General features: G+C 69.4%; 22 protein-coding genes. 10 read left to right on the top strand and 12 right to left on the bottom strand.

Annotated features, from left to right (window positions below):
* The first annotated feature begins 2 nt into the window (after positions 1-2).
* The 3 genes from dusB (at position 3) to phoU (ending at position 4,476) form a co-directional block, all read left to right on the top strand.
* A complete protein-coding gene (dusB, locus tag IU449_RS15675) occupies positions 3-1,145 on the top strand; it encodes a tRNA dihydrouridine synthase DusB (protein ID WP_195003227.1) in 1,143 nt (380 codons plus the stop codon).
* Positions 1,146-1,285: 140 nt separating this feature from the next.
* Entirely contained in the window at positions 1,286-3,703 is a 2,418-nt protein-coding gene (locus IU449_RS15670; protein ID WP_324188270.1) for an LCP family protein, read from the top strand.
* Positions 3,704-3,819: 116 nt separating this feature from the next.
* Positions 3,820-4,476: a phosphate signaling complex protein PhoU gene (gene phoU, locus IU449_RS15665; protein ID WP_067861953.1), complete on the top strand. Its 657-nt coding sequence runs from the start codon at positions 3,820-3,822 to the stop codon at positions 4,474-4,476.
* A 114-nt stretch (positions 4,477-4,590) separates the two neighbouring features.
* Here the strand turns inward: phoU and pstB are convergent, their stop codons facing one another.
* The 6 genes from pstB to IU449_RS15635 form a co-directional block, all read right to left on the bottom strand.
* Positions 4,591-5,367: a phosphate ABC transporter ATP-binding protein PstB gene (pstB, locus tag IU449_RS15660; RefSeq protein ID WP_067861950.1), complete on the bottom strand. Its 777-nt coding sequence runs from the start codon at positions 5,365-5,367 to the stop codon at positions 4,591-4,593.
* Between the two features lie 18 nt (positions 5,368-5,385).
* Positions 5,386-6,291 carry a phosphate ABC transporter permease PstA gene (gene pstA / locus IU449_RS15655; protein WP_195002834.1) on the bottom strand — a complete coding sequence of 302 codons (906 nt, stop codon included), beginning with the start codon at positions 6,289-6,291 and terminating at the stop codon, positions 5,386-5,388.
* Positions 6,291-7,265, bottom strand: a complete 975-nt coding sequence (pstC, locus tag IU449_RS15650; protein WP_228804743.1) for a phosphate ABC transporter permease subunit PstC — start codon at positions 7,263-7,265, stop codon at positions 6,291-6,293. Before pstC ends, pstA begins: the two co-directional genes overlap by 1 nt.
* An 88-nt stretch (positions 7,266-7,353) precedes the next feature.
* Positions 7,354-8,463: a phosphate ABC transporter substrate-binding protein PstS gene (gene pstS / locus IU449_RS15645; protein WP_195002832.1), complete on the bottom strand. Its 1,110-nt coding sequence runs from the start codon at positions 8,461-8,463 to the stop codon at positions 7,354-7,356.
* A 279-nt stretch (positions 8,464-8,742) separates the two neighbouring features.
* Positions 8,743-9,654 (bottom strand): mycothiol synthase, encoded by a 912-nt coding sequence (gene mshD / locus IU449_RS15640; protein ID WP_195002831.1) that lies wholly within the window; start codon positions 9,652-9,654, stop codon positions 8,743-8,745.
* Positions 9,655-9,657: 3 nt separating this feature from the next.
* The gene (locus IU449_RS15635) at positions 9,658-10,440 is read right to left on the bottom strand and encodes a response regulator transcription factor (RefSeq protein ID WP_324188269.1); all 783 of its coding nucleotides are present in this window, start codon (positions 10,438-10,440) and stop codon (positions 9,658-9,660) included.
* A 216-nt stretch (positions 10,441-10,656) separates the two neighbouring features.
* Here IU449_RS15635 and IU449_RS15630 point away from each other — a divergent pair, with 216 nt between their 5' ends.
* The 6 genes from IU449_RS15630 (at position 10,657) to IU449_RS15605 (ending at position 14,812) form a co-directional block, all read left to right on the top strand.
* Positions 10,657-11,469: an LmeA family phospholipid-binding protein gene (locus IU449_RS15630; RefSeq protein WP_195002829.1), complete on the top strand. Its 813-nt coding sequence runs from the start codon at positions 10,657-10,659 to the stop codon at positions 11,467-11,469.
* Complete coding sequence (locus tag IU449_RS15625; RefSeq protein ID WP_195002828.1) at positions 11,466-11,912, top strand: thioredoxin family protein; 447 nt, start codon at positions 11,466-11,468, stop codon at positions 11,910-11,912. The genes IU449_RS15630 and IU449_RS15625 overlap by 4 nt, the downstream gene beginning before the upstream one ends.
* Positions 11,913-12,186: 274 nt before the next feature.
* Positions 12,187-12,705, top strand: coding sequence for a DUF4395 domain-containing protein (locus IU449_RS15620; RefSeq protein WP_228804741.1), 519 nt, complete (start codon positions 12,187-12,189; stop codon positions 12,703-12,705).
* 50 nt (positions 12,706-12,755) lie between these two features.
* The gene (locus IU449_RS15615) at positions 12,756-13,589 is read left to right on the top strand and encodes a sulfurtransferase (RefSeq protein ID WP_195002827.1); all 834 of its coding nucleotides are present in this window, start codon (positions 12,756-12,758) and stop codon (positions 13,587-13,589) included.
* Between the two features lie 5 nt (positions 13,590-13,594).
* Positions 13,595-13,900: a DUF1416 domain-containing protein gene (locus IU449_RS15610; protein WP_195002826.1), complete on the top strand. Its 306-nt coding sequence runs from the start codon at positions 13,595-13,597 to the stop codon at positions 13,898-13,900.
* Between the two features lie 213 nt (positions 13,901-14,113).
* Positions 14,114-14,812, top strand: coding sequence for an FABP family protein (locus tag IU449_RS15605; RefSeq protein WP_195002825.1), 699 nt, complete (start codon positions 14,114-14,116; stop codon positions 14,810-14,812).
* A 37-nt stretch (positions 14,813-14,849) separates the two neighbouring features.
* On the opposite strand, the gene IU449_RS15600 is transcribed toward IU449_RS15605, so the two are convergent.
* The 6 genes from IU449_RS15600 to IU449_RS15575 all read right to left on the bottom strand — a co-directional run bounded on the left by IU449_RS15600 (position 14,850) and on the right by IU449_RS15575 (position 23,132).
* Entirely contained in the window at positions 14,850-15,437 is a 588-nt protein-coding gene (locus tag IU449_RS15600; RefSeq protein ID WP_195002824.1) for a Uma2 family endonuclease, read from the bottom strand.
* Between the two features lie 268 nt (positions 15,438-15,705).
* On the bottom strand, positions 15,706-17,457 hold the full coding sequence (cydC, locus tag IU449_RS15595; RefSeq protein WP_228804946.1) for a thiol reductant ABC exporter subunit CydC: 1,752 nt from the start codon (positions 17,455-17,457) through the stop codon (positions 15,706-15,708).
* 302 nt (positions 17,458-17,759) lie between these two features.
* Complete coding sequence (cydD, locus tag IU449_RS15590; RefSeq protein WP_195002823.1) at positions 17,760-19,475, bottom strand: thiol reductant ABC exporter subunit CydD; 1,716 nt, start codon at positions 19,473-19,475, stop codon at positions 17,760-17,762.
* 7 nt (positions 19,476-19,482) lie between these two features.
* On the bottom strand, positions 19,483-20,514 hold the full coding sequence (gene cydB / locus IU449_RS15585; RefSeq protein ID WP_195002822.1) for a cytochrome d ubiquinol oxidase subunit II: 1,032 nt from the start codon (positions 20,512-20,514) through the stop codon (positions 19,483-19,485).
* Between the two features lie 11 nt (positions 20,515-20,525).
* Positions 20,526-22,031 (bottom strand): cytochrome ubiquinol oxidase subunit I, encoded by a 1,506-nt coding sequence (locus tag IU449_RS15580; protein ID WP_195002821.1) that lies wholly within the window; start codon positions 22,029-22,031, stop codon positions 20,526-20,528.
* Positions 22,032-22,214: 183 nt separating this feature from the next.
* Entirely contained in the window at positions 22,215-23,132 is a 918-nt protein-coding gene (locus IU449_RS15575; RefSeq protein WP_195002820.1) for an aminodeoxychorismate lyase, read from the bottom strand.
* A 173-nt stretch (positions 23,133-23,305) separates the two neighbouring features.
* Here IU449_RS15575 and IU449_RS15570 point away from each other — a divergent pair, with 173 nt between their 5' ends.
* Positions 23,306-24,451, top strand: coding sequence for a YgfZ/GcvT domain-containing protein (locus tag IU449_RS15570; RefSeq protein ID WP_195002819.1), 1,146 nt, complete (start codon positions 23,306-23,308; stop codon positions 24,449-24,451).
* The last annotated feature ends 70 nt before the right edge of the window (positions 24,452-24,521 follow it).

Here is a 24,521-nt window from a genome sequence, read left to right as displayed (position 1 = left end):
CGATGACTACCGAGGCGAAGGCGACGCTGCGGATCGGCCCGTATCCGGTCGACCCGCCGGTCGTGCTCGCGCCGATGGCGGGCATCACCAATCTGGCGTTCCGCAAGCTGTGCCGGGAGTTCGGCAGCCCGACGTCGATCTACGTCTGCGAGATGATCACCGCGCGCGCGGTGGTGGAACGCAACGAGAAGACGCTGCACATGATGTCCTTCGACGCCGACGAACATCCGCGTTCGATGCAGCTCTACGGCGTCGACCCGGAGACGCTCGGCGAGGCCGTGCGCATCATCGTCGGCGAGGGCTGGGCCGATCACATCGACATGAACCTCGGCTGTCCGGTACCCAAGGTGACCCGGCTCGGCGGCGGCGCGGCACTGCCCTACAAGCGGGCGCTGTTCGCCCGCATCGTGCGGGCCATGGTCGCCGCGGCCGAGCCGGCCGGCGTGCCGGTGACGGTGAAGTTCCGCATCGGCATCGACGACGAACACCTCACCTACCTGGACGCGGGCCGCATCGCCGAGGCCGAGGGCGCCCGAGCGGTCGCGTTGCACGCGCGCACCGCCGCCCAGCGCTACTCCGGACAGGCGGACTGGTCGGCCATCGCCCGGCTCAAGGAAGCGGTCACCACCATCCCGGTGCTGGGCAACGGCGACATCTTCGCCGCGGAGGACGCGGTGCGGATGATGGACGAGACAGGATGCGACGGCGTCGTGGTCGGGCGCGGCTGCCTGGGCAGGCCGTGGCTGTTCGCCGAGTTGCAGGCCGCGCTGCGCGGTGAGCCGCTGCCCGCGCCACCGAACCTCGGGCGGGTGGGCGAGATCCTGTACCGGCACGGAACGCTGCTGTCGGAGCACCTCGGCGAGGACAAGGCGATGCGCGATCTGCGCAAGCACATGGCCTGGTATCTGATGGGCTTCCCGGTCGGGGCCGATCTGCGCCGCTCGTTCGCGACGGTGTCGAGCCTGAACCAGCTCGGCGATCTGATCGAGCAGCTCGATCCGGAGGCGCCTTTTCCGCGGGACGCGGAGGGCCCCCGCGGGCGTCAGGGTTCGCCGGGCAAGGTGGCGCTGCCACACGGCTGGCTCGACGATCCCGACGATCCCGCGGTCCCGACGGCGGCCGATGTCATGCACAGCGGGGGCTGAACTGCGGAAACGCTGTTGCGGCGTAGCGGATTTCACACCGGCCTGCCTGGCCGTGGCGGAATCGTTATCATTGGCGAAATCGTTTCGTGCTGGTCGAGCTCGGCCCAAGCGACAGCAGAGAAGTAAAGCGAGGTTCGTTGGTGGGTGACGATCGGCACGGGCATGCCCAGCGGCCCGGAGGTCGTGCCCCGTGGGAGCGTGCTCCCGCGGCGGAGAACGAGCAGGAGGGCGTGTGGACCCCCCGACGTTCGAGGCACGGTGAGACCGACGACGACGCGACCCCGCTGACCGTTGCAGACCTCGTCGAGAAGGTCGACAGCGAACGCATCTCGCGCCGCCGTCGCGCCGACCCCGACGGTGCGCGATCCGCCCGGCACGACGCCGCCCCCTCGGCCCCACCCGCTCGTCCCCCCGCCGCCACGCCACCGCGCGGGGAGTCCGGTGCGCGGAGCACCGAGGCCGCGTCACGTCGTGGGACTCCCGAGGTCCCGGCCACCCGGCACCAGGCCGCGAGCGCGCCGCCGCGTGCCGTCCCGCCCGGCGCGCCCGCGGCGCGGCGTTCGGCTCCTGCCGAGCCTCCCGCCCCGCCGCGTCGCGCTTCCGGGGCCGACACTCCCCCCACCCGGCGCGGCGCCTCGGCCGACCCCCCGCCGCGGCGTGGCACCGCCGCGGAGCCGCCCTCTCCCCGTCGTACCGCCACACCGGCGGGCCGGGGCGAGTCCCCCCGGCGCGGCCGGACCTCACCCGTCGTCGAGGACATCACCGGCGGACAGCAGCCGGTCTCCGCGACGCCGACACGGGGCACACGCGGCGCAGAGGGCAAGCCCCTGCCTGCGGAACGGCCCGAGGAGGTCACCGACGTCCTGGCGCCGGTAGCCGACGACGAGAGCGGCGCGGGCCGCCGATGGCCGCTCACCCGCAACAGCCGGACCGAGAAGGCTCGTGACGGCGTCGAGGCCGAGGCCGACGGGGTCGAGGCGAAGAACGGCACACGGGCCGCGCTGAAATCGGTGCCCAGCGCGCCCCTGTCGCGGGTGGCCGCCGACAAGCAGCGCCGTAGCCGCAGGGCCAAGACGATGGGCCGTTCGATGGCGGCGGTGTTCGCGGTACTCGCCCTGCTGACCACCGGCGGCGGCTGGAGCTACCTGCAGTCGACGAACAACAGTTTCACTCAGGTCTCGGCGCTCGACGGGAACCCGGAAGACGTGGTCGACGGCGACGCCCAGCTCGGCGACGAGAACTATCTGATCGTCGGCACCGACACCCGCGCGGGTGTGAACGGCAAGATGGGTGCGGGCACGCTCGAGGACGCCGAGGGCGCGCGCGCCGACACCGTCATGCTCGTGCACGTCCCGAAGGACCGGCGCCGGGTGGTGGCGGTGTCGTTCCCCCGCGATCTGGACGTCACCCGGCCGCAGTGCGACCGCTGGGACAACGACAACGCCGACTACACCGACGAGACCTTCCCCCCGGCGATGGGCGACAAGCTCAATGCCGTGTACGCCCTGGGTGGCCCCCGCTGCCTGGTGAACGTGGTGCGCAAGATGACCGGCCTGAACATCGGCCACTTCATCGGCATCGACTTCGCCGGGTTCGAGGCGATGGTGGACACGATCGGCGGCGTGGAGGTGTGCTCGAACCAGCCGCTCGAGGACGGCGTCCTGGGCACCGTGCTGGAGAAGGCGGGCAAGCAGGTGGTCGACGGCCACACCGCGCTGAACTTCGTGCGCGCCCGTCACGTCTACGGCGAGGAACGCAGCGACTACGACCGGATCAACCGGCAGCAGCGGTTCATGGCCTCCCTGCTGCGCGGCGCGCTGTCGAGCAACGTCCTGCTCGATCCCGGCAAGCTCAACGGCTTCATCAACGCCTTCACCAAGCACACCTTCGTCGACAATGTGAAGCCCGAGGATCTGCTGCGGCTGGGTCGTTCGCTGCAGAAGGTCGAGGCGGGCGCGGTCACCTTCCTGACCATCCCCACCGCGGGCACCACCTCCTACGGCAACGAGATCCCGCGCGAGACCGATATCAAGGCGATCTTCTCCGCGATCCGCGACGACCGCCCGCTGCCGGGCGAGCAGACCACCGACGCGCCGCAACCGCAGGCCCCGCCGGAACCGCAGGCGCCGCCGGAGTACGTGGCGGTCGATCCGGAGACGATCAGCCTGCTGGTCTCCAACGGCTCGGGCTACTCCGGTCTGGCGGCGGCCGCGGCGACGCGGTTCGGCAACGAGGGCTTCTCCATCTACAACACCGCCAACTTCGACGGCGGCACCTCCTCGGTCACCAAGGTGCGCTTCTCCTCCGGTTACGAGGCCGAGGCGGCCACCGTCGCGAGCGCGGTGCCGGGCGCGAGCCTGGAAATCGACGAGGATCTGGGCGGCCTCGTGGAGATCGTCATCGGCGCCGACTCGGCGAACGGATTGGTGGTGCAGAGTCCGACCGACATCGGACAGACCATCACCGGACTGCCCGCGGTGGGCGCGTCCAAGGAGACCCCGCTGGAACTGCCGGAGGATTTGGAGCACGTCAACGCGGCGGGTGAGTTGTGCGCGTGAGACCGAGCACCCGGGCGATTCCTCGCCGGTTCCCGGGCACTCGGCAACACCTGCGCACCCTCCTTGTAACCCACCGTTGGTGACGTGGTTGCCGCACCGCACTACGCTTTGCAAGCATGCGTGTCATCTACAACGAGCAAATGGCCGATCTCGCCTCCCTTCTCGGCGAGATGGCCGATCTGGCGGGTTCGGCCATGGACCGAGCCACCCAGTCGCTGCTCCAGGCCGACCTCGCGCTCGCCGAGCAGGTGATCGGCGAGAGCGATCGCATCGGTGAGCTGATCGCCGACGCGGAGGAACGCGCGTTCGCGCTGCTGGCACTACAGGCACCCGTCGCGGGCGACCTGCGTCAGGTGGTCAGCGCCATCCAGATCGTCAACGATGTCAATCGGATGGGCGTGCTCGCCGTGCACGTGGCGAAGGTGACCCGCCGCCGCCATCCCCAGCCCGCACTACCCGAGGAAGTCAACGGCTACTTCGCCGAGATGGGCCGGATCGCGGTCAACATGGGCCACAGTGCGCGGGAAGTGCTCGAATCCCGTGACCCCGAGCGCGCCGCCCAGCTCAACCAGGACGACGAGGCGATGGACGACCTGCATCGCCATCTGTTCACCCTGCTGATGGACCGGGAATGGAAGCACGGCGTCGCCGCCGCGGTCGACATCACGCTGCTCGGCCGCTACTACGAGCGCTTCGCCGACCACGCCGTCGAGATCGGCAGACGGGTCATCTTCCTGGTCACCGGCGAACTCCCGCCCGACAAGGACAACTGAGAACCACGACACGGCGGAAGGCCCGCGCGATTATCGCGCGGGCCTTCCGCCATGAGCGAGGAGTGAGCCGGACCGGCCGGCCCGCCCGAGGCGGGGTTCCGCCGAAGCGGCCGATCAGCCGAAGCGGCCCGAGATGTAGTCCTCGGTGGCCTTCTGGCCCGGGTTGGAGAAGATCTTCTCGGTGTCGTCGATCTCGATCAGCCTGCCCGGCTTGCCCTGGGCCTCCAGGTTGAAGAAGCCGGTCTGATCGCTCACGCGCGCGGCCTGCTGCATGTTGTGCGTGACGATGACGATCGTGTAGTCCTTCTTCAGTTCGGTGATCAGGTCCTCGATCGCCAGGGTGGAGATCGGGTCCAGGGCCGAACAGGGCTCGTCCATCAGCAGCACGTCGGGTGAGACAGCGATGGCGCGGGCGATGCACAGACGCTGCTGCTGACCGCCGGACAGGCCGCCGCCCGGCTTGTCGAGCCGGTCCTTGACCTCGTTCCACAGGTTGGCCCCGCGCAGCGAGCGCTCGGCGACCTCGTCGAGTTCCTTCTTGTCGCGCACGCCCTGCAGACGCAGACCGGCCACCACGTTGTCACGGATCGACATGGTGGGGAACGGGTTCGGGCGCTGGAAGACCATGCCGATGGTGCGGCGCACACCGACCGGGTCGATGTTGTCGCCGTAGATGTCCTCGCCGTCGAGCAGCACCGCGCCCTCGACCCGGGCGTTCGGAGTCACCTCATGCATCCGGTTCAGCGAACGCAGCACGGTGGACTTACCGCAGCCGGACGGACCGATGAACGCGGTCACGCTCCGCGGCAGCACGGTCAGCGAGACATCGGCCACGGCGTGGAACTTGCCGTAGAAGATGTTGAGTTCTTTGACGTCGATCCGCTTGGCCATGTGAGTTTCCGTTCGCTTCTATCGGTTCCGCGTGAGCAGCTTGTTGACGACCGCGGCAGCCCCGTACAGCAGCGCGATGAGCAGGATCAGCGTGAGCGCCGCACCCCAGACTCGTTCGCGACCGGCCGCCTCGGGGTTGGCCAGTTCCTGGTAGATCAGCAGCGGCAGCGAAGCCATGTTGCCGTCGAAGAGGTTGGTGTTGATGGACTTGGCGTAACCGACCAGCACCAGCACCGGCGCCGTCTCGCCCATCACGCGGGCCAGCGCCAGCAGCATGCCGCTGATCATGCCCGGCGCGGCGGTCGGGATGACGATCCGTACGATCGTCTTCCACTTCGGGATACCCAGCGCGTAGGAGGCCTCGCGCAACTCGTCGGGCACGAGTTTGAGCATCTCCTCGGTGCTGCGCACCACCACCGGCAGCATCAGTAGCACCAGTGCCAGCGACACGGCGAAGGCGCTCTGCGGTGCGCCGAAGGTCGCGATCCACAGCGCGAAGATGAACAGCGCCGCGACGATCGAGGGCACACCGGCCAGGATGTCGACCATGAAGGTGGTGACCTTGGCCAGCCTGCCCTTGCCGTACTCGACCAGGTATACCGCCGCCATGATGCCCAGCGGCACCGCGATGACGGCGGCGACCGCGGACTGGACGATGGTGCCGTAGATCGCGTGGTAGACGCCGCCGCCGCTCTGATCCGGCAGGATGCCCTTCTGCGAGTTGGTCCACCAGGTCGAGGACATGATCGCGCTGATGCCCTCGCTGACCACCATCCACAGCACCCAGCCCAGCGGAACGAGGGCGATGGCGAAGCACAGGGTCACCACGGCGGTGGCGAGGTTGTTCTTGAAGCGCCTCGCGGAACTCACATGCCGGAAGGTGGGCGCCTTGACCGGCTGATCGAACTTCGTGAGCGTGGTCATCAGCCGTTCACCTTTCCGCCTGCGGCGAGCCGGGCCAGCGCGTTGACCACGAAGGTCAGCGCGAAGAGGACGAAGCCGGCCGCGATGTAGGCGCCGGTCGGCAGCGGCGAACTGAACTCCGATGCCGCCGAAGCGATCTTGGAGGCGAAGGTGTAGCCGCCGTCGAACAGCGACCAGTTCCCCGCCTGTGCCGACGTGCGCAGCACGATCAGCACCGCGATGGTCTCACCGAGCGCGCGGCCGAGACCGAGCATGGATCCGGCGATGACGCCGCTGCGCCCGTAGGGCAGCACCGTCATCCGCACGACTTCCCATTTGGTCGCGCCGAGCGCCTGGGCCGCCTCGATGTGCGAGACCGGCGTCAGGTTGAACACCTCGCGCGAGACCGAGGTGATGATCGGCAGGATCATCACGGCGAGCACGATGCCCGCGGTGAAGATGGTGCCGCCGCCGGAAATCGAGACGTTGCCCTCGGAGAACAGGAAGAACCAGCCGAGGTTGTCGTTCAGGAACCGCTGCACCGGCTCGATCTTCGGGGCGAGCACGAGGAAGCCCCACAGACCGAAGACGATCGACGGGACCGCCGCGAGCAGATCGACCAGGGTCGCGAACGGCCGCGCGACCTGCTTGGGGGCGTAGTGGGTGATGAACAGCGCGATGCCGATACCGATCGGCACCGCGATGGCCAGAGCGAACACCGAGCTCAGCACCGTGACCATGAACAGGTCGCGGATGCCGAACCGCAGATGGTCGGCATCGCCGGTGCTGAACTCGGTACTGGTGAAGAAGTTCGCCTCGTTCGCCATGACCGAGGGGACCGCGCGAATAAGCAGAAACAGCGCGATCAGCGCGATGGCCGCCACGATGGTCGCACCGGCCGCTGTCGCCAGCGATCGGAACGCGACCTCCAATCGCTGACTGGGGACGCTCCGCGACCGCCCGGCGGACGGTTCGGTGCTCGGTTCACTCGGCATAAGCGCAGTATCTCCAGCCACTGCCGAGCCAGTCGAGTCGGACTGGCCCACAGCGGCCACCTCGGGGTGCACGGTCATGGCTACGCGATCAGGAGATGGCGTCGATGGCGGCGGTCAGCTTGGTCTTGAACTTCTCGGGGATCGGGATGTACCCATTGTCCTCGAGGCCGTTCTGACCATTGGTGACGGCCGACACCAGGAACGCCTTGACGGCGGTCGCGGTCGCGTCGTCGGCGTAGTTCGAGCAGACGACCTCGTAGGTCGGCAGGATGATCGGGTACGCGCCCGCCGCGGTCGGCTTGTAGAACGAGGAGACGTCGAGCACGAGGTCGTTGCCCTCGCCCTTGATCTTCACGCTGTCGATGGCCTTGCCCGCCGACTCGACGGTCAGCTCGACCGGCTCGGGACCGGCCGTGGTGACCACCCGCGCGACCGAGAGGTTCTGCGCCTTCGCGAACGACCACTCGTTGTAGGTGATGGAGTTCTTGGTGTTCTTCACCGCGGCCGAGGTGCCCTCGTTGCCCTTGGCGCCCTCACCGACACCGCCCGCGAAGGACTTGCCCGCGCCCTTGCCCCACGCGCCCTCCGAGGCGGCGTCGAGGTAGAGCTGGAAGTTGTCGGTGGTGCCCGACTCGTCGGAGCGGAAGACCACCGCGATCGGCGCGGCGGGCAGCGAGGCGTTCGGGTTCAGCGCCTTGATCTCCGGGGCGTCCCAGGTCTTGACGGTGCCGTTGAAGATCTTGGCCGTGGTCGGGCCGTCCAGCACCAGATCGGTGACGCCGTCGATGTTGTAGGTGATCGCGATCGGGCCGAAGACGGTGGGCAGGTTCCACGCCGGCGAGCCGCAGCGTTCCTGCGCCTTGGCGGGCTCGCCCTTGCTCTGGCTCAGCGGCGAGTCGGTGCCGCCGAAGTCGGTCTGACCGCCGAGGAACTCGTTGACACCGGCGCCTGAACCGCTCGAGGTGTAGTTCAGGGTGTACCCGTCGCAGTTGGCCTCGTAAGCGGCGACGAAGCGCTCCATGGCGTTCTTCTGAGCCGACGAACCGCTCGACTTCAACGCGGTCGCACCGCCGCAGGCCACGCTGCTGTTGGCCTCGGTGCCGCCGTCAGAGGCGTTGTCGTCGCTGCCACAGGCGACGAGAGGCATGGCGACGGCCGCCAGAACGCCCACCAGGGCGCTGCTGCGCTTGAGATTCACTGTTCCTCCGGGAATCGCTTCCGACACGCCCGGTCCCTCACCGGCCCGGGCGGGTGGTCATGGTGGCCGTTCACACTGAACTCGCGCACCGGGCAACAGTGGTGTTGCCCAAGGAACAAAGTAGATTTCTCCGGTTGACAGCCGGACGAGCCAGGATGAACGCAGGGTGAACAGGATCGCGCGATTGCGTCTGAATTGCGTGATATTTGCCACCGGGTCGCTGTTCGCCATCTCGACGACATCGGATCGACATCCGGCGATTACCCGCCGCGGGCCGCGCTAACCGGAGATCGGCGCGCCATAGGCGACGTCGATGTGGAACGGAGCGAAGCCCAGTCTCGTGTAGGTGCGAACCGCCGCGGTGTTGTCGGCCTCGGTGTAGAGCAGGACGGTGTCCAGGCCGCGCGAGCGCAGATACCGCAGCCCGGCCAGGGTGAGCAGGCGCCCCAGGCCACGGCCCTGCGCCGCCGGATCGATGCCGACCACATAGACCTCACCCAACGGCGGCTCGGTCTCGGTGTGCACCTTGGTCCAGTGGAAGCCGAGGATCCGTTCCGGCGCGGCGGCCTCGGCCACGATGAACAGCCCCGCCGGATCGAACCAGGACTCGGTGCGCCTGGCCTCGATCTCGCGTTCGGTCCAGCCCCCCTGTTCGGGATGCCAGTCGAACGCGGCGTTGTTGACGCGAAGCAACTCGGCGGTGTCCGCGGGACCGGCGTAGGTCCGCAGCACGAGCCCCTCCGGCACCTCCAGTTCGGGTAGCTCGGGTGTCGCCAAGCCGCGGCGCATCTGCCACAGCTCGCGGGCAACCGTCAGGTCGAGCCGCGCCGCGACGCTCTTGGCCGCGGGCAGATCGCCGTGCGCCCAGATGCGTGCGCCAGGACCGCCCTCGGCCAGCGCGGCGTGCACCAGCTCGGCGCCGATACCGCGACCGCGCAGGCCCGGATCGACCGCCGCCTCCACCATCGCGGGGTGATCGCCGTGCGCGGCAACCAGATTCGCGTATCCCGCGAGAACGCCGTCCTGCTCGGCGAGCAGGTGCCGCGCCGCGCCGGGCGCGGTCAGCGAGAGCACCGCCTGTTCGGAGATCGGCGCGACACCGTCGGCCGCGTGCGCCCGCGCCAGCAACGCCCGGATCGCCTCGGCCGATGAGTCGGTGATCTCCTGCCACCGCAGGACGAGGTCGCTCATCGGTTACTGGGCCGATCTGTTGGTCGGCGCGAGCGCGTCGTCACCGGGCGCATCGGAGGAGTCCTCGTCGGGAAAGGTGGTGACCTCCCCCGCCGCTTCGCCGCCCTTGACCGACGAGCGCGCCGGGCGCACCGCCTTGTAGCCGACGTTGCGCACGGTGCCGATCAGCGATTCGTACTCGCTGCCGAGTTTGGCGCGCAGACGTCGCACGTGCACGTCCACGGTGCGGGTGCCGCCGAAGAAGTCGTAACCCCAGACCTCCTGCAGCAGCTGGGCGCGGGTGAAGACCCGGCCCGCGTGCTGAGCGAGGTACTTGAGGAGTTCGAACTCCTTGTAGGTGAGGTCGAGCGGGCGACCACGCAGCCGGGCCGTGTAGGTGCCCTCGTCGATGACCAGCTCACCCAGGGTGATCTTGCCGGTGTTCTCCGGGCTGGCCACGCCGCCGTTGCGACCGACGAGCAGCCGAAGCCTGGCGTCCAGCTCGGCGGGACCGGTGCCGGGCAGCAGGATGTCGTCCAGACCCCAATCCGCGTTCACCGCGACCAGCCCGCCCTCGGTCAGTACCGCCACGACCGGCACCGACGACCCGGTGCTGCCGAGCAACCTGCACAATCCGCGCGCGGCGGCCAGATCGGTGCGGGCGTCCACCAGAGCGACGTCCGCGGTTCCCGCCTCGAGCAGCGAAGCAACCTCGGTCGGCGCGGGTCGCACATTGTGCGCGAGTAGCACGAGCGAGGGCAGCACCGACTCAGGGTTGGGGTCGGAGGTCAGCAGGAGCAGCTCCACAAGCCCTCCTCCCATCTCATAGCACGGCCTTCGTGTGGCGGCGGTGCCGGAAGCGAGCAGCAGCAGCAACACCGGAGCACCGAAGCCGCATCGCTGTTACAGGTGATCGGATGCAAGATTAGCGCGTGCAACCCGATGACCTCGTGGTCCGGGTGAATGTACCCGCGCCGGGACCGTCGCGTCCGGCAACCGGAGGCCGCACTAGTGTGGACGAACATGCGCAAGGTGATCATCGGGCTGCTGTGCCTGGCGGGCTTGGCGGTGATCGTCGACTTCGGCGCCGCCGCCTACTCCGAGTACCAGGTCTCCCGCGCCCTGCGCGAGGGAGCCGCCCTCGGCGCCGACCCCGAGGTGACCATCCACGGCTTCCCCTTCATCGCCCATGCCCTGGACGGCAGGTTCGAGAGCGTGGTCATCACCGCCGTGGCCGTCCGCCCCGACATCCCCGGCGAGATCGCCATCGACGCGAGGCTGACCGGTGTCCGGCTGAACCTGGAGGAGCTCGACGAGGGCGGCAGCAGACGGGTGCCGGTCGAGCGGATCGAGGCCGCCATGCGAGTGCGGCCCACCGAACTGGGCAGGCTGTTCAACATCCCGGACCTGCAAGTGCATTCGCGCCCGGCGGACAAATCCGACGGAACAGGCGGATCGGGCGGATCGGGTATGACGACCGAGGGTGCGCTCGTGCTCACCGGCACCGTCGCGCGCGCGGGTGCGCCGACGAACATGGCCGCCGGACAGACCGGTGTCGCGGTGGCCGTCGACGCCGATCTCGTGCTCGACGGCGACCAGATCCGGATCACCGCCACCGGTCTGCACCGCAGCGACGAGAGCGACCTGGCCACCCCCGCGGTGGTGCCCGAGGTGGACGAACCCGCCGTGCTCGCGATGTTCTCCCGCACCATCGACACCAAAGACCTGCCGTTCGGCGTTACTCCTACCAAGGCGTTCGCGCTCGGCGGCCAGATCGTGGTGGAAGGCCGGGGCGAGAACGTGACCATCGACCTGGATCAGTTGCAGAGGCCATGACCGAAATCACAATTCTCATCGTCGTTCTCGTCGTCGCCGGGGGCATCGGACTGTTCGTGCAGCGCCGTGACGGCCGCGCCAGGCCGACCGAGGCCCCGGTGACCGACACCCGGCGCACCGAACTGCTCACGGCCGCGGGCATCGGCACGGCTGGTCCGGCGGTACTGCACTTCTCCGCCGAGTGGTGCGGGCCGTGCGCGGCGGTGCGGCGTGTGGTCTCCGGCGTCACAGCGGATCTGGCGGATCGCGCGCGACCGCCGCGCGACATCGAGATCGACATCGATGCCGAGCCCGCCCTCGCGCGCGAACTCAATGTGCTCTCGCTGCCGACGACCTTCGTCTTCGACACCGAGGGCCGTGAACGCTTCCGCATCTCCGGCGTCCCGAAGACCGCCGACCTCCGCTCCGCGCTGGACCCCTTGACAGTGGCCGACCAGGGCTGAGCGCCCGCTGTCCGACCCCGCGGTCCATTTCCCGCTCGAATTGGGTAAACTGCCTTCCGTGCAAGCCAACCACGAGCTGATGCTCACCCGACGTCGCACAGTTGACCTGTGTCGACTCGGTGGTTGTTGCTGTCTGTGCCGCTGACGGCCGGCCGTCTTCCGAAGTTCCATCCGACGCCGACCGCTGCCCGCCGCACGAGTGATCCCTTCCGGTTGATCCTCCGGCGACCTGGCCATTCCGCCATCGAAAGCAATCAGCGCAGGAGTTCGCACCATGTCCTCTCACCTCGAGACGTCTTCCCACCTCGAGCCGCCCCGCACCGAGTCCGCCTCTCGGCGCGCGATCGATCAGGTCGATGTGCGCGGACCGCGGTTCGTCGCCTGGATCACCACCGCCGTGCTGGTGCTGGTGCTGCTCGCGGCCTCCGCCGCTCCCGGCCTGGCCGCGGCGTTGATCGCGGTGCAGGCGGTCGTGTTCGCCGTCGGCGCGCTCGCGGGACCGCGTAAGCATCCCTACGGCCTGATCTTCGGCACGCTGGTCGCACCGCGACTGGGCCCGGTCACCGAGACCGAGCCGACGCCACCGCTGCGCTTCGCCCAACTGCTCGGCTTCGCCTTCGCGGCCGTGTCCCTGCTGGGCTTCGCGCTCGGCTCCACCGTGGTCGGCGCGGTGTTCGCCGGCTTCGCGCTGTTCGCGGCGTTCCTCAACGCCGCGTTCGGAATCTGCCTGGGCTGCCGGATCTATCCGCTGGTCGCCCGTTTCCGTCCGGCCGGATCCCCGGCATCGAACTGACCTGCACTGTTACTTCCGACCCTGCAGTTGTCATCGCTGAAAGGAACACAATGGCTCGCTCCGATGTCCTGGTCTCCGTGGACTGGGCCGAAGAGAACCTCAACACCCCCGGCGTGGTCTTCGTCGAGGTCGACGAGGACACCTCCGCCTACGACACCGGTCACATCGAAGGCGCCGTGCGCTTGGACTGGAAGACCGATCTGCAGGATCAGGTCCGCCGCGACTTCGTCGACCAGCAGCAGTTCTCCGACCTGCTCTCCGCGCGCGGCATCTCCAACGACGACACCGTCGTGCTCTACGGCGGCAACAACAACTGGTTCGCGGCCTACGCCTACTGGTACTTCAAGCTCTACGGCCACAACGACGTCAAGCTGCTCGACGGTGGCCGCAAGAAGTGGGAGCTCGACGGCCGCCCGCTGTCGACCGAGGCCGTGAACCGCCCGGCCACCCAGTACAAGGCCGCCGAGCCGGACCTGTCGATCCGCGCCTTCCGTGACGAGGTCATCGCGGCCATCGGCACCAAGAACCTGGTCGACGTGCGTTCGCCCGACGAGTTCTCCGGCAAGATCCTCGCCCCCGCGCACCTGCCGCAGGAGCAGAGCCAGCGGCCCGGCCACGTTCCCACCGCGATCAACGTGCCGTGGAGCAAGGCCGCCAACGAGGACGGCACCTTCAAGTCCGACGAGGAACTCGCCGCGCTCTACAAGGACGCGGGCCTGGACGGCGAGAAGGAGACCATCGCCTACTGCCGCATCGGCGAGCGTTCCTCGCACACCTGGTTCGTCCTGCAGGAGCTGCTGGGCCATCAGAACGTCAAGAACTACGACGGGAGCTGGACCGAGTACGGCTCCCTCGTCGGTGCACCGATCGAGTTGGGAGAGTAATCAGCATGTGTGCAGCACCTACCCAGGGACAGGCCATTCCGGCGGGCGTCGACGTGGAGAAGGAGACGGTCATCACCGGCCGTGTCCTGAGCGCCGACGGTCAGCCGGTGGGCGGCGCGTTCGTGCGTCTGCTCGACGGCAACGGTGACTTCACCGCCGAGGTCGTCGCCTCCGGCACCGGAGACTTCCGCTTCTTCGCCGCGCCGGGCTCGTGGACCGTGCGCGCGCTGTCCTCGGCGGGCAACGGCTCGGCCGAGGTCAGGCCCGAGGGCGCGGGCATCCACCACGTGGACGTCGCGGTCGCCAAGTAAGGCACCACCGAGCAAGACCCGCAAGGCTCCAACGGCCCCGCGGCCCCGCCGGATCACTCACCGGCGGGTTGCCGCGGGGCCGTTGCGCTGTCTCGGGAACGGAGTCGATAGACTCGGCGACGTGGTCCTCTTCTTCGAAGTTCTGCTGGTCCTGGTGTCGGTACTGATCGCGTGGTTCGGTCTGTACGTGTTCTACCGGCTGTTCACCGAGTCATGAACGGTCTCGCGAGCGAAGGTTCCGAACCGGCCGAGCGAGCGAGTAACACCATGAACGGCAATGCCGCTGCACCCCACCGCAGCGGTGATCAAGCCATTGCCGACGCCGCCGAGCGCGCCGAATCCACCGGCAGCCGCAACATTCCGGCGCTGCCCGGTCTTCCGTTGCCCGAGGACACCGCGAATCTGCGGCTCGGACCGGACCTCGACCACGCCTTGCTGGCACTGCTGCCGATGGTGGGCGTGTGGCGCGGCGAGGGCGAAGGCCACGACCCCACGCGTGGTGACTACCGCTTCGGCCAGCAGATCGTCGTCTCCCACGACGGCGGCGACTACCTGTGCTGGGAGTCGCGGAGCTGGTTCCTCGACGACGACGGCGACTACGACGGCCCCGACCTGCGCGAGACCGGCTTCTGGCGGGTCGGCGTGGATGGCAACGACGAGGTCATCGAGCTGCTGCTGACCCACAGCACCGGCATCGTCGAACTGTTCTACGGCACCGCGCTGACCCAGTCGTCCTGGGAGCTGGCCACCGACGTGGTGATCCGCAGCCAGTCCGGCATCGTCGTCGGCGGCGCCAAGCGCCTCTACGGCATCGTCGAGGGCGGCGACCTGGCGTATGTGGAAGAGCGCGTCGTCGCGGACGGCCCGCTGGAACCGCGCCTGTCCGCCCGGCTCCAGCGCTACATCGGCTGACCGGCTCGTCCGAACCCTTCGCTGCCGACGCCGCCGCTCACCCGCGACGGCCCAGCGCGGTCAGATCGATGTCGATCGGGAACGGCGCGGAGATCCGCACCCGGTCGTGGAAGATGCCGACCGGGACATAGCGCCTCGTCGCCGGATCGAGTTCGTAGGCATAGACGACGACACGATCATCGGCTCCGCGCTCCACACGCCAGAAATGCGGGATGCCGGCGTTCGCATACTTCAGCGGCTTGGTCTCCCTGTCGCGTTCCACCGAATCCGGAGAGACCGCCTCGACCGCGAGCACGAGATCGTCGGCCAGGTAGAACGCGGAGGGCTCGGGTCGCTCGAAGGCCGCCGTGGTGACGACGAGGACGTCAGGTTCCGGCATCTGCCGTGGACCGAGGCGAACAGCCATCTCGCGATCGGCCCGTAGATGCGGCGGCGCTTGAAGATCGAGTTCCCGGCGAAGCAGCGACAGTACCTGACGGTGCCACTTCTCCTGCGGGCTCACGAAGACAAGACCCCCGTCGATCAACTCGGTGTGTTTGGGCAGACCACGCAACGCCAGGAAAGCGTCTACGGTGTAACCGCCCGCAGGGGGGATCACCCAGTCGGGGAGCGGCTCGACGGTCATTGTCCCAGCGTAACGGTCTCTCGTGGATCGGTCCGGAAAAGGAACGACCCCCGAGCCGTATCGGCGCGGGCTGGTGCCTGCACCGATCCCGGGCGGACTCGACCGGGGGCTCGGGGGCCGGGTGACTGCCTGGTATTCGCTCGGCGCACAGCGTACGGGCGGATACCACCAGTGGTGGGCGCCTAGCGGACAGCCACCTCACATGTCCTGGAACTATCCATTCCTCGAACCACCTCCCTTCCTGTGTACCGACGAAAGTAGTCGCTGTTCAGGAGGTCGGCAATGTATTTTCCGCGACGTTCGCGGTGCGCGGATCCGGCGTGCCGGGGCCGGGCGCGATATCGATCCGCCAGGGTGGTTCGACCCTGACCACGGTGTCGGCGCGGTGGTCGGCGGGGAGCTGATGGGTGACCACGACGACCACGCGATCCGGCGACACCAGGCCGGAGTCGGCGTCGAGCAGGGCACGCAGCAGGTCGGCGCCCGCGTCGGCTTCCATGTGCTCGGTGGGCTCGTCGAGGAGCAGCACTCGGGCCGGGGAGACCAGGGCTCGGGCGAGCAGGAGACGTCGGCGCTGACCGCCCGACACCGCCGACGCGCCACCGACGAGATCGGTGCGCACACCGCCGGGCAGGGTGTCGAGCCAGTCCGCCAGACCGACGGTGCGCAAGGCGTCCTCGGCCTCGGCCTCGGTGAGATCGCCACGGGCGACGCGCAGGTTCTCCAGCACGCTCGTGCCGAACAGGTGCGCGTCCTCGGCGAAGAAGGTGATGCCCGCACGCTCGGCGCCCTGGCCGTCGAGCAGGCCGGCCCAGGCCATCAGCAGCGTCGACTTGCCCGCACCGCTGGGACCGATCACCGCGATGCGCCGGCCCGGTGGCAGATCGGGCAAGTCGGACGGGAAGTCTTCCCCGACTGCCGCCATGCCCTCGCCATCCCCGTCGACGGCGTGCCCGGTCGCGGGTCGACCGGCTGTCGTAGGTTCCGCCGTCGGCCCGCTCATCGAGCGGTCGGCAGCGCGGTCGGCGGTCGCCGTGGCGCGCTCTTCGTTCGATCGAGACGCCGCGCCTTCGGCGCGCTCGATGCGTCCCAGCGCCGCGCGAGCCGTGGTGACGGCCTTGGCGGCGGCGGGAAGCGCGGCCATCGCCTCGAAGGACGACAGGGGCAGCAGCACCAGGATCGTCAGCGCCATCGGGGTCATGCCGCCGGGCAGACCTCCGCCGGGGCCGTAGACGGCCACGCCGACCAGCAGCGCGCCGAGGACGCTCGCCCCCATCGCCAGCGGTGTGGCCGCGGCCGACCACGCGGTCCGGGCGGCAGCGGAATCCTCGGCGGCCACCGCGCGCTGCCCGGACATCCGGGCGGCGGCGACGGTGTCGTCCAGGCGGCCCGCCACCCGCAGTTCGGGGGCGTGATCCAGGACGGTCAGCGCCCGGGCGGTGAACTCAGCGCGATCGGCGACCACCGCCACCTCGGCCTCGCGGGCGGCGCGAGCCGACAGCCAGGGCGCGAGCACGGCCGACACCGCCAGGGACGCAGCCAGAATCACTGCGGCCTCCGGTGAAATGAAGGCGATAGCGCCGACCGCGGCCAGCGCGAGTACCACCGCGACGGCGATGGGGACCAGCGCGCGCACCACCACCGAGCCGAGATCGTCGATGTCCTTGCCGACCCGGACGAGCAGGTCGCCGCGGCGCAGTGGGCGGCCCGCACCGTCGGCGGCTCCCGACGACCGGCGTTCGCGGCGCAGCCAGATGTCCGATCCCGCCAGTTCGCGGTAGACGCTGGTGCGCGCCGTGGTCATGGAACGCAGCGCGACATCGTGGGTCGCCAACCGCTCCAGGTACCGGCACAAGCCACGGGAGATGCCCAGCGCGCGCACCGCGGTTACGGCGACGCTCAGGTCGAGCACCGGCGGCATCTGCCAGGCCCGGGCGATCAGCCAGGCGGCCAGCCCCGCCAGGGCGAGCGCGCTGCCGAAGGACAGCACGCCCCACCCGATCGCGACGCCCACCCGCATCGGCGCGAGTTCGAGCAGCCGCCAGATCGTGCGCAGATCCGCGAACAGCGACGCGAGTCCCGATCGCCGCTGCTCGGCATCGCTTCCTTCCTCGGTGCGCGGGCTCGCGTCGATGCCCGCGCGGGCGTTGAGACCGCCCCTCGAGCCGCACTGTGCCCCGGAGCGCACGTCGACCCCGGACCCGGCCCTGGTGAGCGAACCCGAGCCGATGCCCGCCCCAACACTCGAACCCGCTCCGAAGCCCGAACCGGAGTCAGGCGAAGCGGAGGAGCCCGCGTTGGAGTCGGGGCGGAATGATGCGCTCACGAGGCGTTCACCGTGTCCTTCGCCAGCACGGGCACGATCTCCTCGGCGGACGCCAGCACGGTGGGCCGGTGCCCGACCACCACGACGGTCGCCCCCGCGGCGGCCCGCTCGCGCAGCGCGGCGAGCACGCCCGCCTCGCTCGCCTCGTCCAGATGCGCGGTCGGCTCGTCGAGCAGCAGCACCGGCCGGTGTGTGGCGAGCATCCGGGTCAGCGCCAGCCGTTGCCGCTGCCCCAAGCTCAGGCCGTGTCCGCCCGCGCCGACGACGGTCTGCCATCCGTGCGGCAGTTCGGCGAGCACCGCGTCGAATCCGGTGGCGGCGCAGGCGCGATCGAGGTCGGCGAGGTCACCCGCCCCCAGCAGTTCCAGGTTCTCCCGCAAGGTGCCCGGCACCAGCACCGGCCGCTGCGGCAGCCACGCCAGCCGGTCCCACCACATCCGCTGATCGAGTTCGCGCACATCCACCCCGTCGATGAGCACCCGCCCGCGCTCGGGCTCGATGAGCCCGAGGATCGCCGACAGGGCGGTGGACTTGCCGCTGCCGTTGGCCCCGGCCAGCACGGTCAGCGCGCCGGGGGGCGCATCGGCGTTCAGTTCCCACGGCGCCCAGCCTTCTCGGGCGCGCACCCCCAGACCCCGTATCTCGATGCGAGCGGCGCCGTGGCCCGGCCGTCGATCACCCGGCGGCGTGGCAGCGGGCGTGGCGGTGCGCGCCTCGGACGGCTCGAGCACGGCGAAGGCCTTGTCCGCGGCGGCCATTCCGTCCTGAGCGGCGTGGAACCGCTCGCCCAAGGTGCGCAGCGGCAGGTAGACCTCGGGCGCGAGGATCAGCGCCACCAGTCCGTCGTAGAGGTCCATCTCGCCGTAGACCAGGCGCAGGCCGATGGACACGGCGATCAGGGCGACGCTGAGGGTGGCCAGCAGCTCGAGCACCATCGAGGAGAGGAATGCCATGCGCAGGGCGCGCATGGTGCGGATGCGCAGGCTGTCGCCGAGCGCCCGGACACGCGGGACCATCGACGGCGCCGTCGACGCGCCCGCGTCGTTCCCGGCGCTCTCGCGGCCGAGCGCGCGCAGGGTGGGCATACCGGCGAACAGGTCGAGCAGCTGGCCGGACAGGCGGGTGGTCGCGTCCAGCGTCGCGGTCGCCCGGCCCTGGGTGAGCAGGCCGATGAGGATCATGAAGACGGGGATCAGCGGCAGGGTCACCACGGCGATGCCGCCGGAGACCGGGTCGTGGGCGAAGATCACCGCCAGCAGCACCGGGGGTACCAGGACGGTGAGCAGCAGGGCGGGCAGATAGCCGGTGAGGTAGTCGCGCAGCCCGGACAGTCCGGTGCCCACCACCACGGCGAGTTCGGTTCGGCGATTGTCGAGTTCACGCGGGGTGAGCCCGGCTCCCGCGGCCAGCACGGCGGTCTCCAGTTCGGCGACCACGCTCGCGCCCGCCCGGTGCGCCAGCCTGGCCTGCCACCAGCTCGCCACCGCACGCCCGCCCAGCGCCACCGCGAGCACCGCGAGTTCGGTTGTCCAGTCGGCGAACTCGCGGTGCGTCGGGTCGGTGATCACTCCCGCCAGCACCCTGCTCAGCGCCACGGCGGCGACGACGATGCAGACCGTGGTCAGCACCGACAGGCCCACGCTGTAGCCGAGATAGCGGCGCGCCGAGCGGGCGTGACGCCACAGGCGGGGATCGACGGGCGGACGGGCCATCGGGTCGTCAGTCCTTGCCCGGCCGCAAGCTCAGCCCGATCGGCGCCGGGATGTGTTCGACGCTCAGGCGCTGGCGGAACACCCAGTAGGTCCACGCCTGGTAGCCGAGCACCACCGGGGTCACCACGACCGCCGCCCAGCTCATGACCTTCAGTGTGTACGGCGTCGACGAGGCGTTGTCGACGGTCAGCGAGAAGGCCTCCGAGATCGTCGAGGGCAGCACGTTCGGGAACAGTGCGCCGAACAGCAACACGGTGGCCGCGGCGATGGTCAGCGCGGTGCCGGTGAAGGCCCAGCCGTCCCGGTCGGCGAGCACCGCGACAGCGGCGACGACCAGCCCGACCACCGCCAGCGCGAGCGGGATCAAGGTCCAGCCCTGCCCGTACGCCGCTTGGGTCCAGATCCCGAATCCGGCCACCACGAGCGCGGTCGGAGCGAGCAGCAGTTTGGCGATGCGCACCGCGTCCGCGCGCACCTCGCCGCCGGTCTTGAGCCCGAGGAAGATCGCGCCGTGCAGCGCGAACAGCAGTCCGGTGGTCAGCGCGCCCAGCAGCGAGTACGGGGTGAGCAGGTCCGCCACAGAACCGGTGATCTGCTTGTTCTCGTCCAGCGGAACGCCGTGCACGATGGTGGCGAACACCCAGCCCCACGCGAACGCGGGCACCCACGAACCGATCCCGATGCCGATGTCGGCGCGGGCCCGCCAGCGCGGGTCGTTGATCTTGCCGCGCCATTCGATGGCGCAGATCCGCAGGATCAGCGCCACCAGCACCAGCAGCAGCGCGAAGTAGAACCCGGAGAACACGCTGGCGTACCACTCCGGGAAGGCGGCGAACATGGCGCCGCCCGCGGTGATCAGCCAGACCTCGTTGCCGTCCCACACCGGACCGATGGTGTTGAGCACGACCCGCCTGCGAGTGTCGTCGCCCTTGCCCAGCACCGGCATCAGCATGCCGACGCCGAAGTCGAAACCCTCCAGCACGAAGTAGCCGGTGAACAGGACGCCGATCAGGACGAACCAGAATTCCGCGAGACTCATTGCCTGGCTCCTCAGTACGCGAACGACAGTTGTTCGACGGCGGGCTCTTTCTCTTCCTCACCCCGGGCACCGCCCGCGCCGCCGGTGTAGTCCTCCGGCCCGCGGGGTTCGGGGCGGCTCGCCGGGTCGGGGCCCTCGATCACGTAGCGGCGCATCAGGAAGAACCACGCCACCGCGAGCACGCCGTAGAGCAGGGTGAACACCACCAGCGAGATGATCACCGTGCTCGTCGCGTGGTCGGAGACGCCCTGTTGCACGGTCATCCGCAGCAGCGGGTCGCCGGTCGGGTTGGGCACGACCACCCACGGCTGCCTGCCCATCTCGGTGAACACCCAGCCGGCGCTGTTGGCCAGGAACGGGGTGGGGATGGCCAGCAGGCTCAGCCACGAGAACCAGCGCTGATCGGGGATGCGCCCGCGCCTGGTCACCCACCATCCGGCCAGCAGCAGCAGGATCGAACCGGCCGACAGGCCGATCATGGCGCGGAAGGACCAGTAGGTGACGAACAGATTGGGCCGGTAGTCACCGGGGCCGAACTTCTCGACGTAGGCCTCCTGGAGGTCCTTCACGCCCTCGAGGGTGACGCCGCTGCCCTTGCCCTCGGCCAGGTAAGGCAGCACATAGGGCACCTCGATGAGGTGGGTGACGCTGTCGCAATTGTTGTGGGTGCCGACGGTGAGCACCGAGAAATCGGGATCTTCCTGCGTGTGGCACAGCGATTCGGCCGAGGCCATCTTCATGGGCTGCTGGTCGAACATCAGCTTGCCCTGGATGTCGCCGGTGATCACCAGTCCGACCATCGAGACCGCGATCACCCAGGCGCCCATCCGCCCGGCCGGCCGCCACATGCTGCGCGCTTCGGCCATCTTCTCGGGGTCACCGCTGCGCGCGTTGCGCACCATCCACCAGCCCGCGATACCGGCCACGAAGGTGCCCGACACCAGGAACGAGCCCGCGATCACGTGCGGGAACGCGGCCAGGGTGGTGTTGTTGGTGAGCACTTCCCAGATGCTGGTGAGCTCGGCGCGGCCGCGTTCGGGGTTGTAGCGCGCACCGACCGGGTGCTGCATGAACGAGTTGGCGGCGATGATGAAGTAGGCGGAGGCGTTGACGCCGATCGCGGCGATCCAGATGGTGGCCAGGTGCACCAGCCGGGGCAGTCGGGTCCAACCGAAGATCCACAGGCCGATGAAGGTCGACTCCATGAAGAACGCGATGAGCGCTTCCAGTGCCAGGGGGGCGCCGAAGACGTCGCCGACGAAGCGGGAGTATTCGCTCCAGTTCATGCCGAACTGGAATTCCTGCACGATGCCGGTGGCGACGCCGAGCGCGAAGTTGATCAGGAACAGCTTGCCGAAGAATTTCGTCAGGCGGTACCAGCGTTCGTTGCCCGTGATCACCCAGGCGGTCTGCATGCCCGCGACGAGCGGCGCCAGACCGATGGTGAGCGGGACGAACATGAAGTGATAGACGGTGGTGATACCGAACTGCCACCGGGATATGTCCAGCACATCCATCCGAACCTCCAACCCGACCTACTACGAAATGTCGTAGTCAAGGCTACGTCGGCTCGCACCTCCGGAGAACGAGGCACGCGTCACGAAACCCCATCGACTTCAGCGCCGACCTGGGGTTTCCCGGCCCGGCGGCGCTCGCCCCGCACCAGAAGTGCGCAGCATCACGCCGCCGAACCGCCACGATCACCAGTCGCCGATCGCTCCGCCGCGTTCGATGCCGCGATCGACGAGGTCGATGATCTCCTCGGCGTTGTCGGGCGCCGACATCCGCAGACCGTCCAGCGAATTCACCCGCGCGGCAAGCGTGATGCTCGACAGCATCCAGATGCTGTCGCAGGTCAGCAGGTCGGCGGTGAACAGCGGCGCGTAGCGGCATTCCCAGCCCGCCTTGGCCGCCTCGGTGTACAGCGCGCGCTGCGTCACGCCGGGCAGCACACCGTTCTTGGCGGGCGGGGTGATCAGTTCCTTGTCCCTGGCGATGACGACCGTCGAACGCGGCCCCTCCAGGACCCGGTTCTCGGTGCTGGTGAAGATGACGTCGTCGGCGCCCATCCGGTGCGCGAACCGCAGCGCGGCCATATTCGTCGCATAGGACAGCGTCTTGGCGCCGAGCAGCTGCCAGGGGGCGGCCTGGGCCAGGTCGATCGAGATCCCGCGGGCCAGCGTCACCACCGACACACCCTCGGTGCGGGCCTTCTCGACGCGCTCGGGCACCGGCGTCACGAGCACGTAAGCGGTCGGCACCGGCACGGCCGCGGCCAGATCACCCGAGGTGACAGAGGAAGGCGCGTTCAGTTCGCCCTCGCGGCCGCGGGTGAGCACCAGGCGCAGCACGCCCTCGCGTTCGGCGCCCCATTCCTTGGCGGCGAGCTGCGCGGCCTCACGCCACTTGGCCAGTTCGGGCTCGGGTAGATCCAGCGCCTGCGAGGAGCGGCGCAGTCTGCCGAGGTGGAATTCCAGCGCACACGGATCGCTATCGCGCACCAGCACCGTCTCGAAGACTCCGTCGCCGCGCAGCACCCCGATGTCGTCGGCGAACAGCAGCGGCTCGTCGGCGTCGCGAACGACGCCGTCGAGGGTGACAAGAACTCGATCTACCATGCGTCGAGCCTAGGCGGAACGGGTTGCCCGTGCCTACGTCAATCGCGAGTTTCCACCACCGGATTCGCATACTCGGCACCGGATGTGTCTCCGACCGCCGCCTGGCCGCCGAAACGGTGCTTGTTCACAGTCTCCGGGCGAGATTTCGGCCCGTCCGGGACCGGTGCGCACACATGAGCCAGGGCACGCCTAGAGTGGATGGGGTGTCCGTGGACGATGCACCCAGCCCTTTGCTCTCCGTCGCGGGCGCTGTCGCGGGCCCGCCCGGCTCTCCGGACGCCGCGGTGGCCTGGCATCACGGCGATCCCCTCGGTGAACAACGTGCCGCCGCCGAACGGGTCGCGATCGTGGACCGCTCGCATCGGTTCGTACTGAGGATCACCGGCGCCGAACGGCTGAGCTGGCTGCACACCATCTCCAGCCAGCACCTCACGGGGCTCGCCGACCGGCAGTCGGCGGAGAACCTCGATCTGGATCTCAACGGTCGCGTGCAGCACCACTTCGTGCTCAGCGATCTCGACGGCACCCTGTGGATCGACACCGAAGGCGAGCGCGGGCCCGCGCTGCTGGACTTCCTGACCAAGATGGTGTTCTGGGCCGACGCCGAACCCGCCGCCGCCACCGATCACGCGGTGCTGAGCCTGCTCGGCCCGCGGGTGGACAGCCTGCGCGAAGCACTCGGCGTGCCCGATCTGCCGGACGTCTACGAGGTCGCCCCGCTGCCCGGCGGCGGCTTCCTGCGCCGGATGCCGTGGCCCACCGAGGATTCCTACGACCTGGTTATCCCCCGCGATCAGCTCACCGCCTGGTGGTCGAAGCTCACCGAGGCCGGCGCCGAACCCGCCGGGCTCTGGGCCTTCGAGGCCCTGCGGGTGGCCGCGCTGCGCCCACGGATCGGGTTGGACACCGACGAGCGCACCATTCCACACGAGGTGCGCTGGATCGGCGGAGTCGCCGAACGCGGCGCGGTGCACCTGGACAAAGGGTGCTATCGCGGGCAGGAGACGGTCGCCCGTGTCCACAATCTGGGCAAGCCGCCGCGGCAGCTGGTGCTGCTGCATCTGGACGGATCGGCCGACGAGCGGCCCGCACCCGGTGACGAGGTGACGGCGGGCGGGCGCACGGTGGGCAGGCTCGGCACCGTCGTCGACCACTTCGAATACGGCCCGATCGCACTGGCGCTGATCAAACGCGCCGTCCCCGCCGACACCGCGCTCACCGTGGGCTCCTGCGCCGCGGCCATCGACCCCGACTCGGTGCCCGACGAGAGCGGCCCGCAGGCGGGCAGGCTCGCGGTCGAGCGGCTGCGGGGCCGGTGATCGGCACTGCACGGCGCGAGCGGCGCCGGATCGGCGGCGCTGACGTGTCTGTACCGAACCGCTCGGCGTG

The organism is Nocardia higoensis (assembly GCF_015477835.1).
Classification (GTDB): Bacteria; Actinomycetota; Actinomycetes; order Mycobacteriales; family Mycobacteriaceae; genus Nocardia; species Nocardia higoensis_A.
Note: the sequence above shows the minus strand (reverse complement) of the source record. Positions and strands in the feature narration are given on the sequence as shown.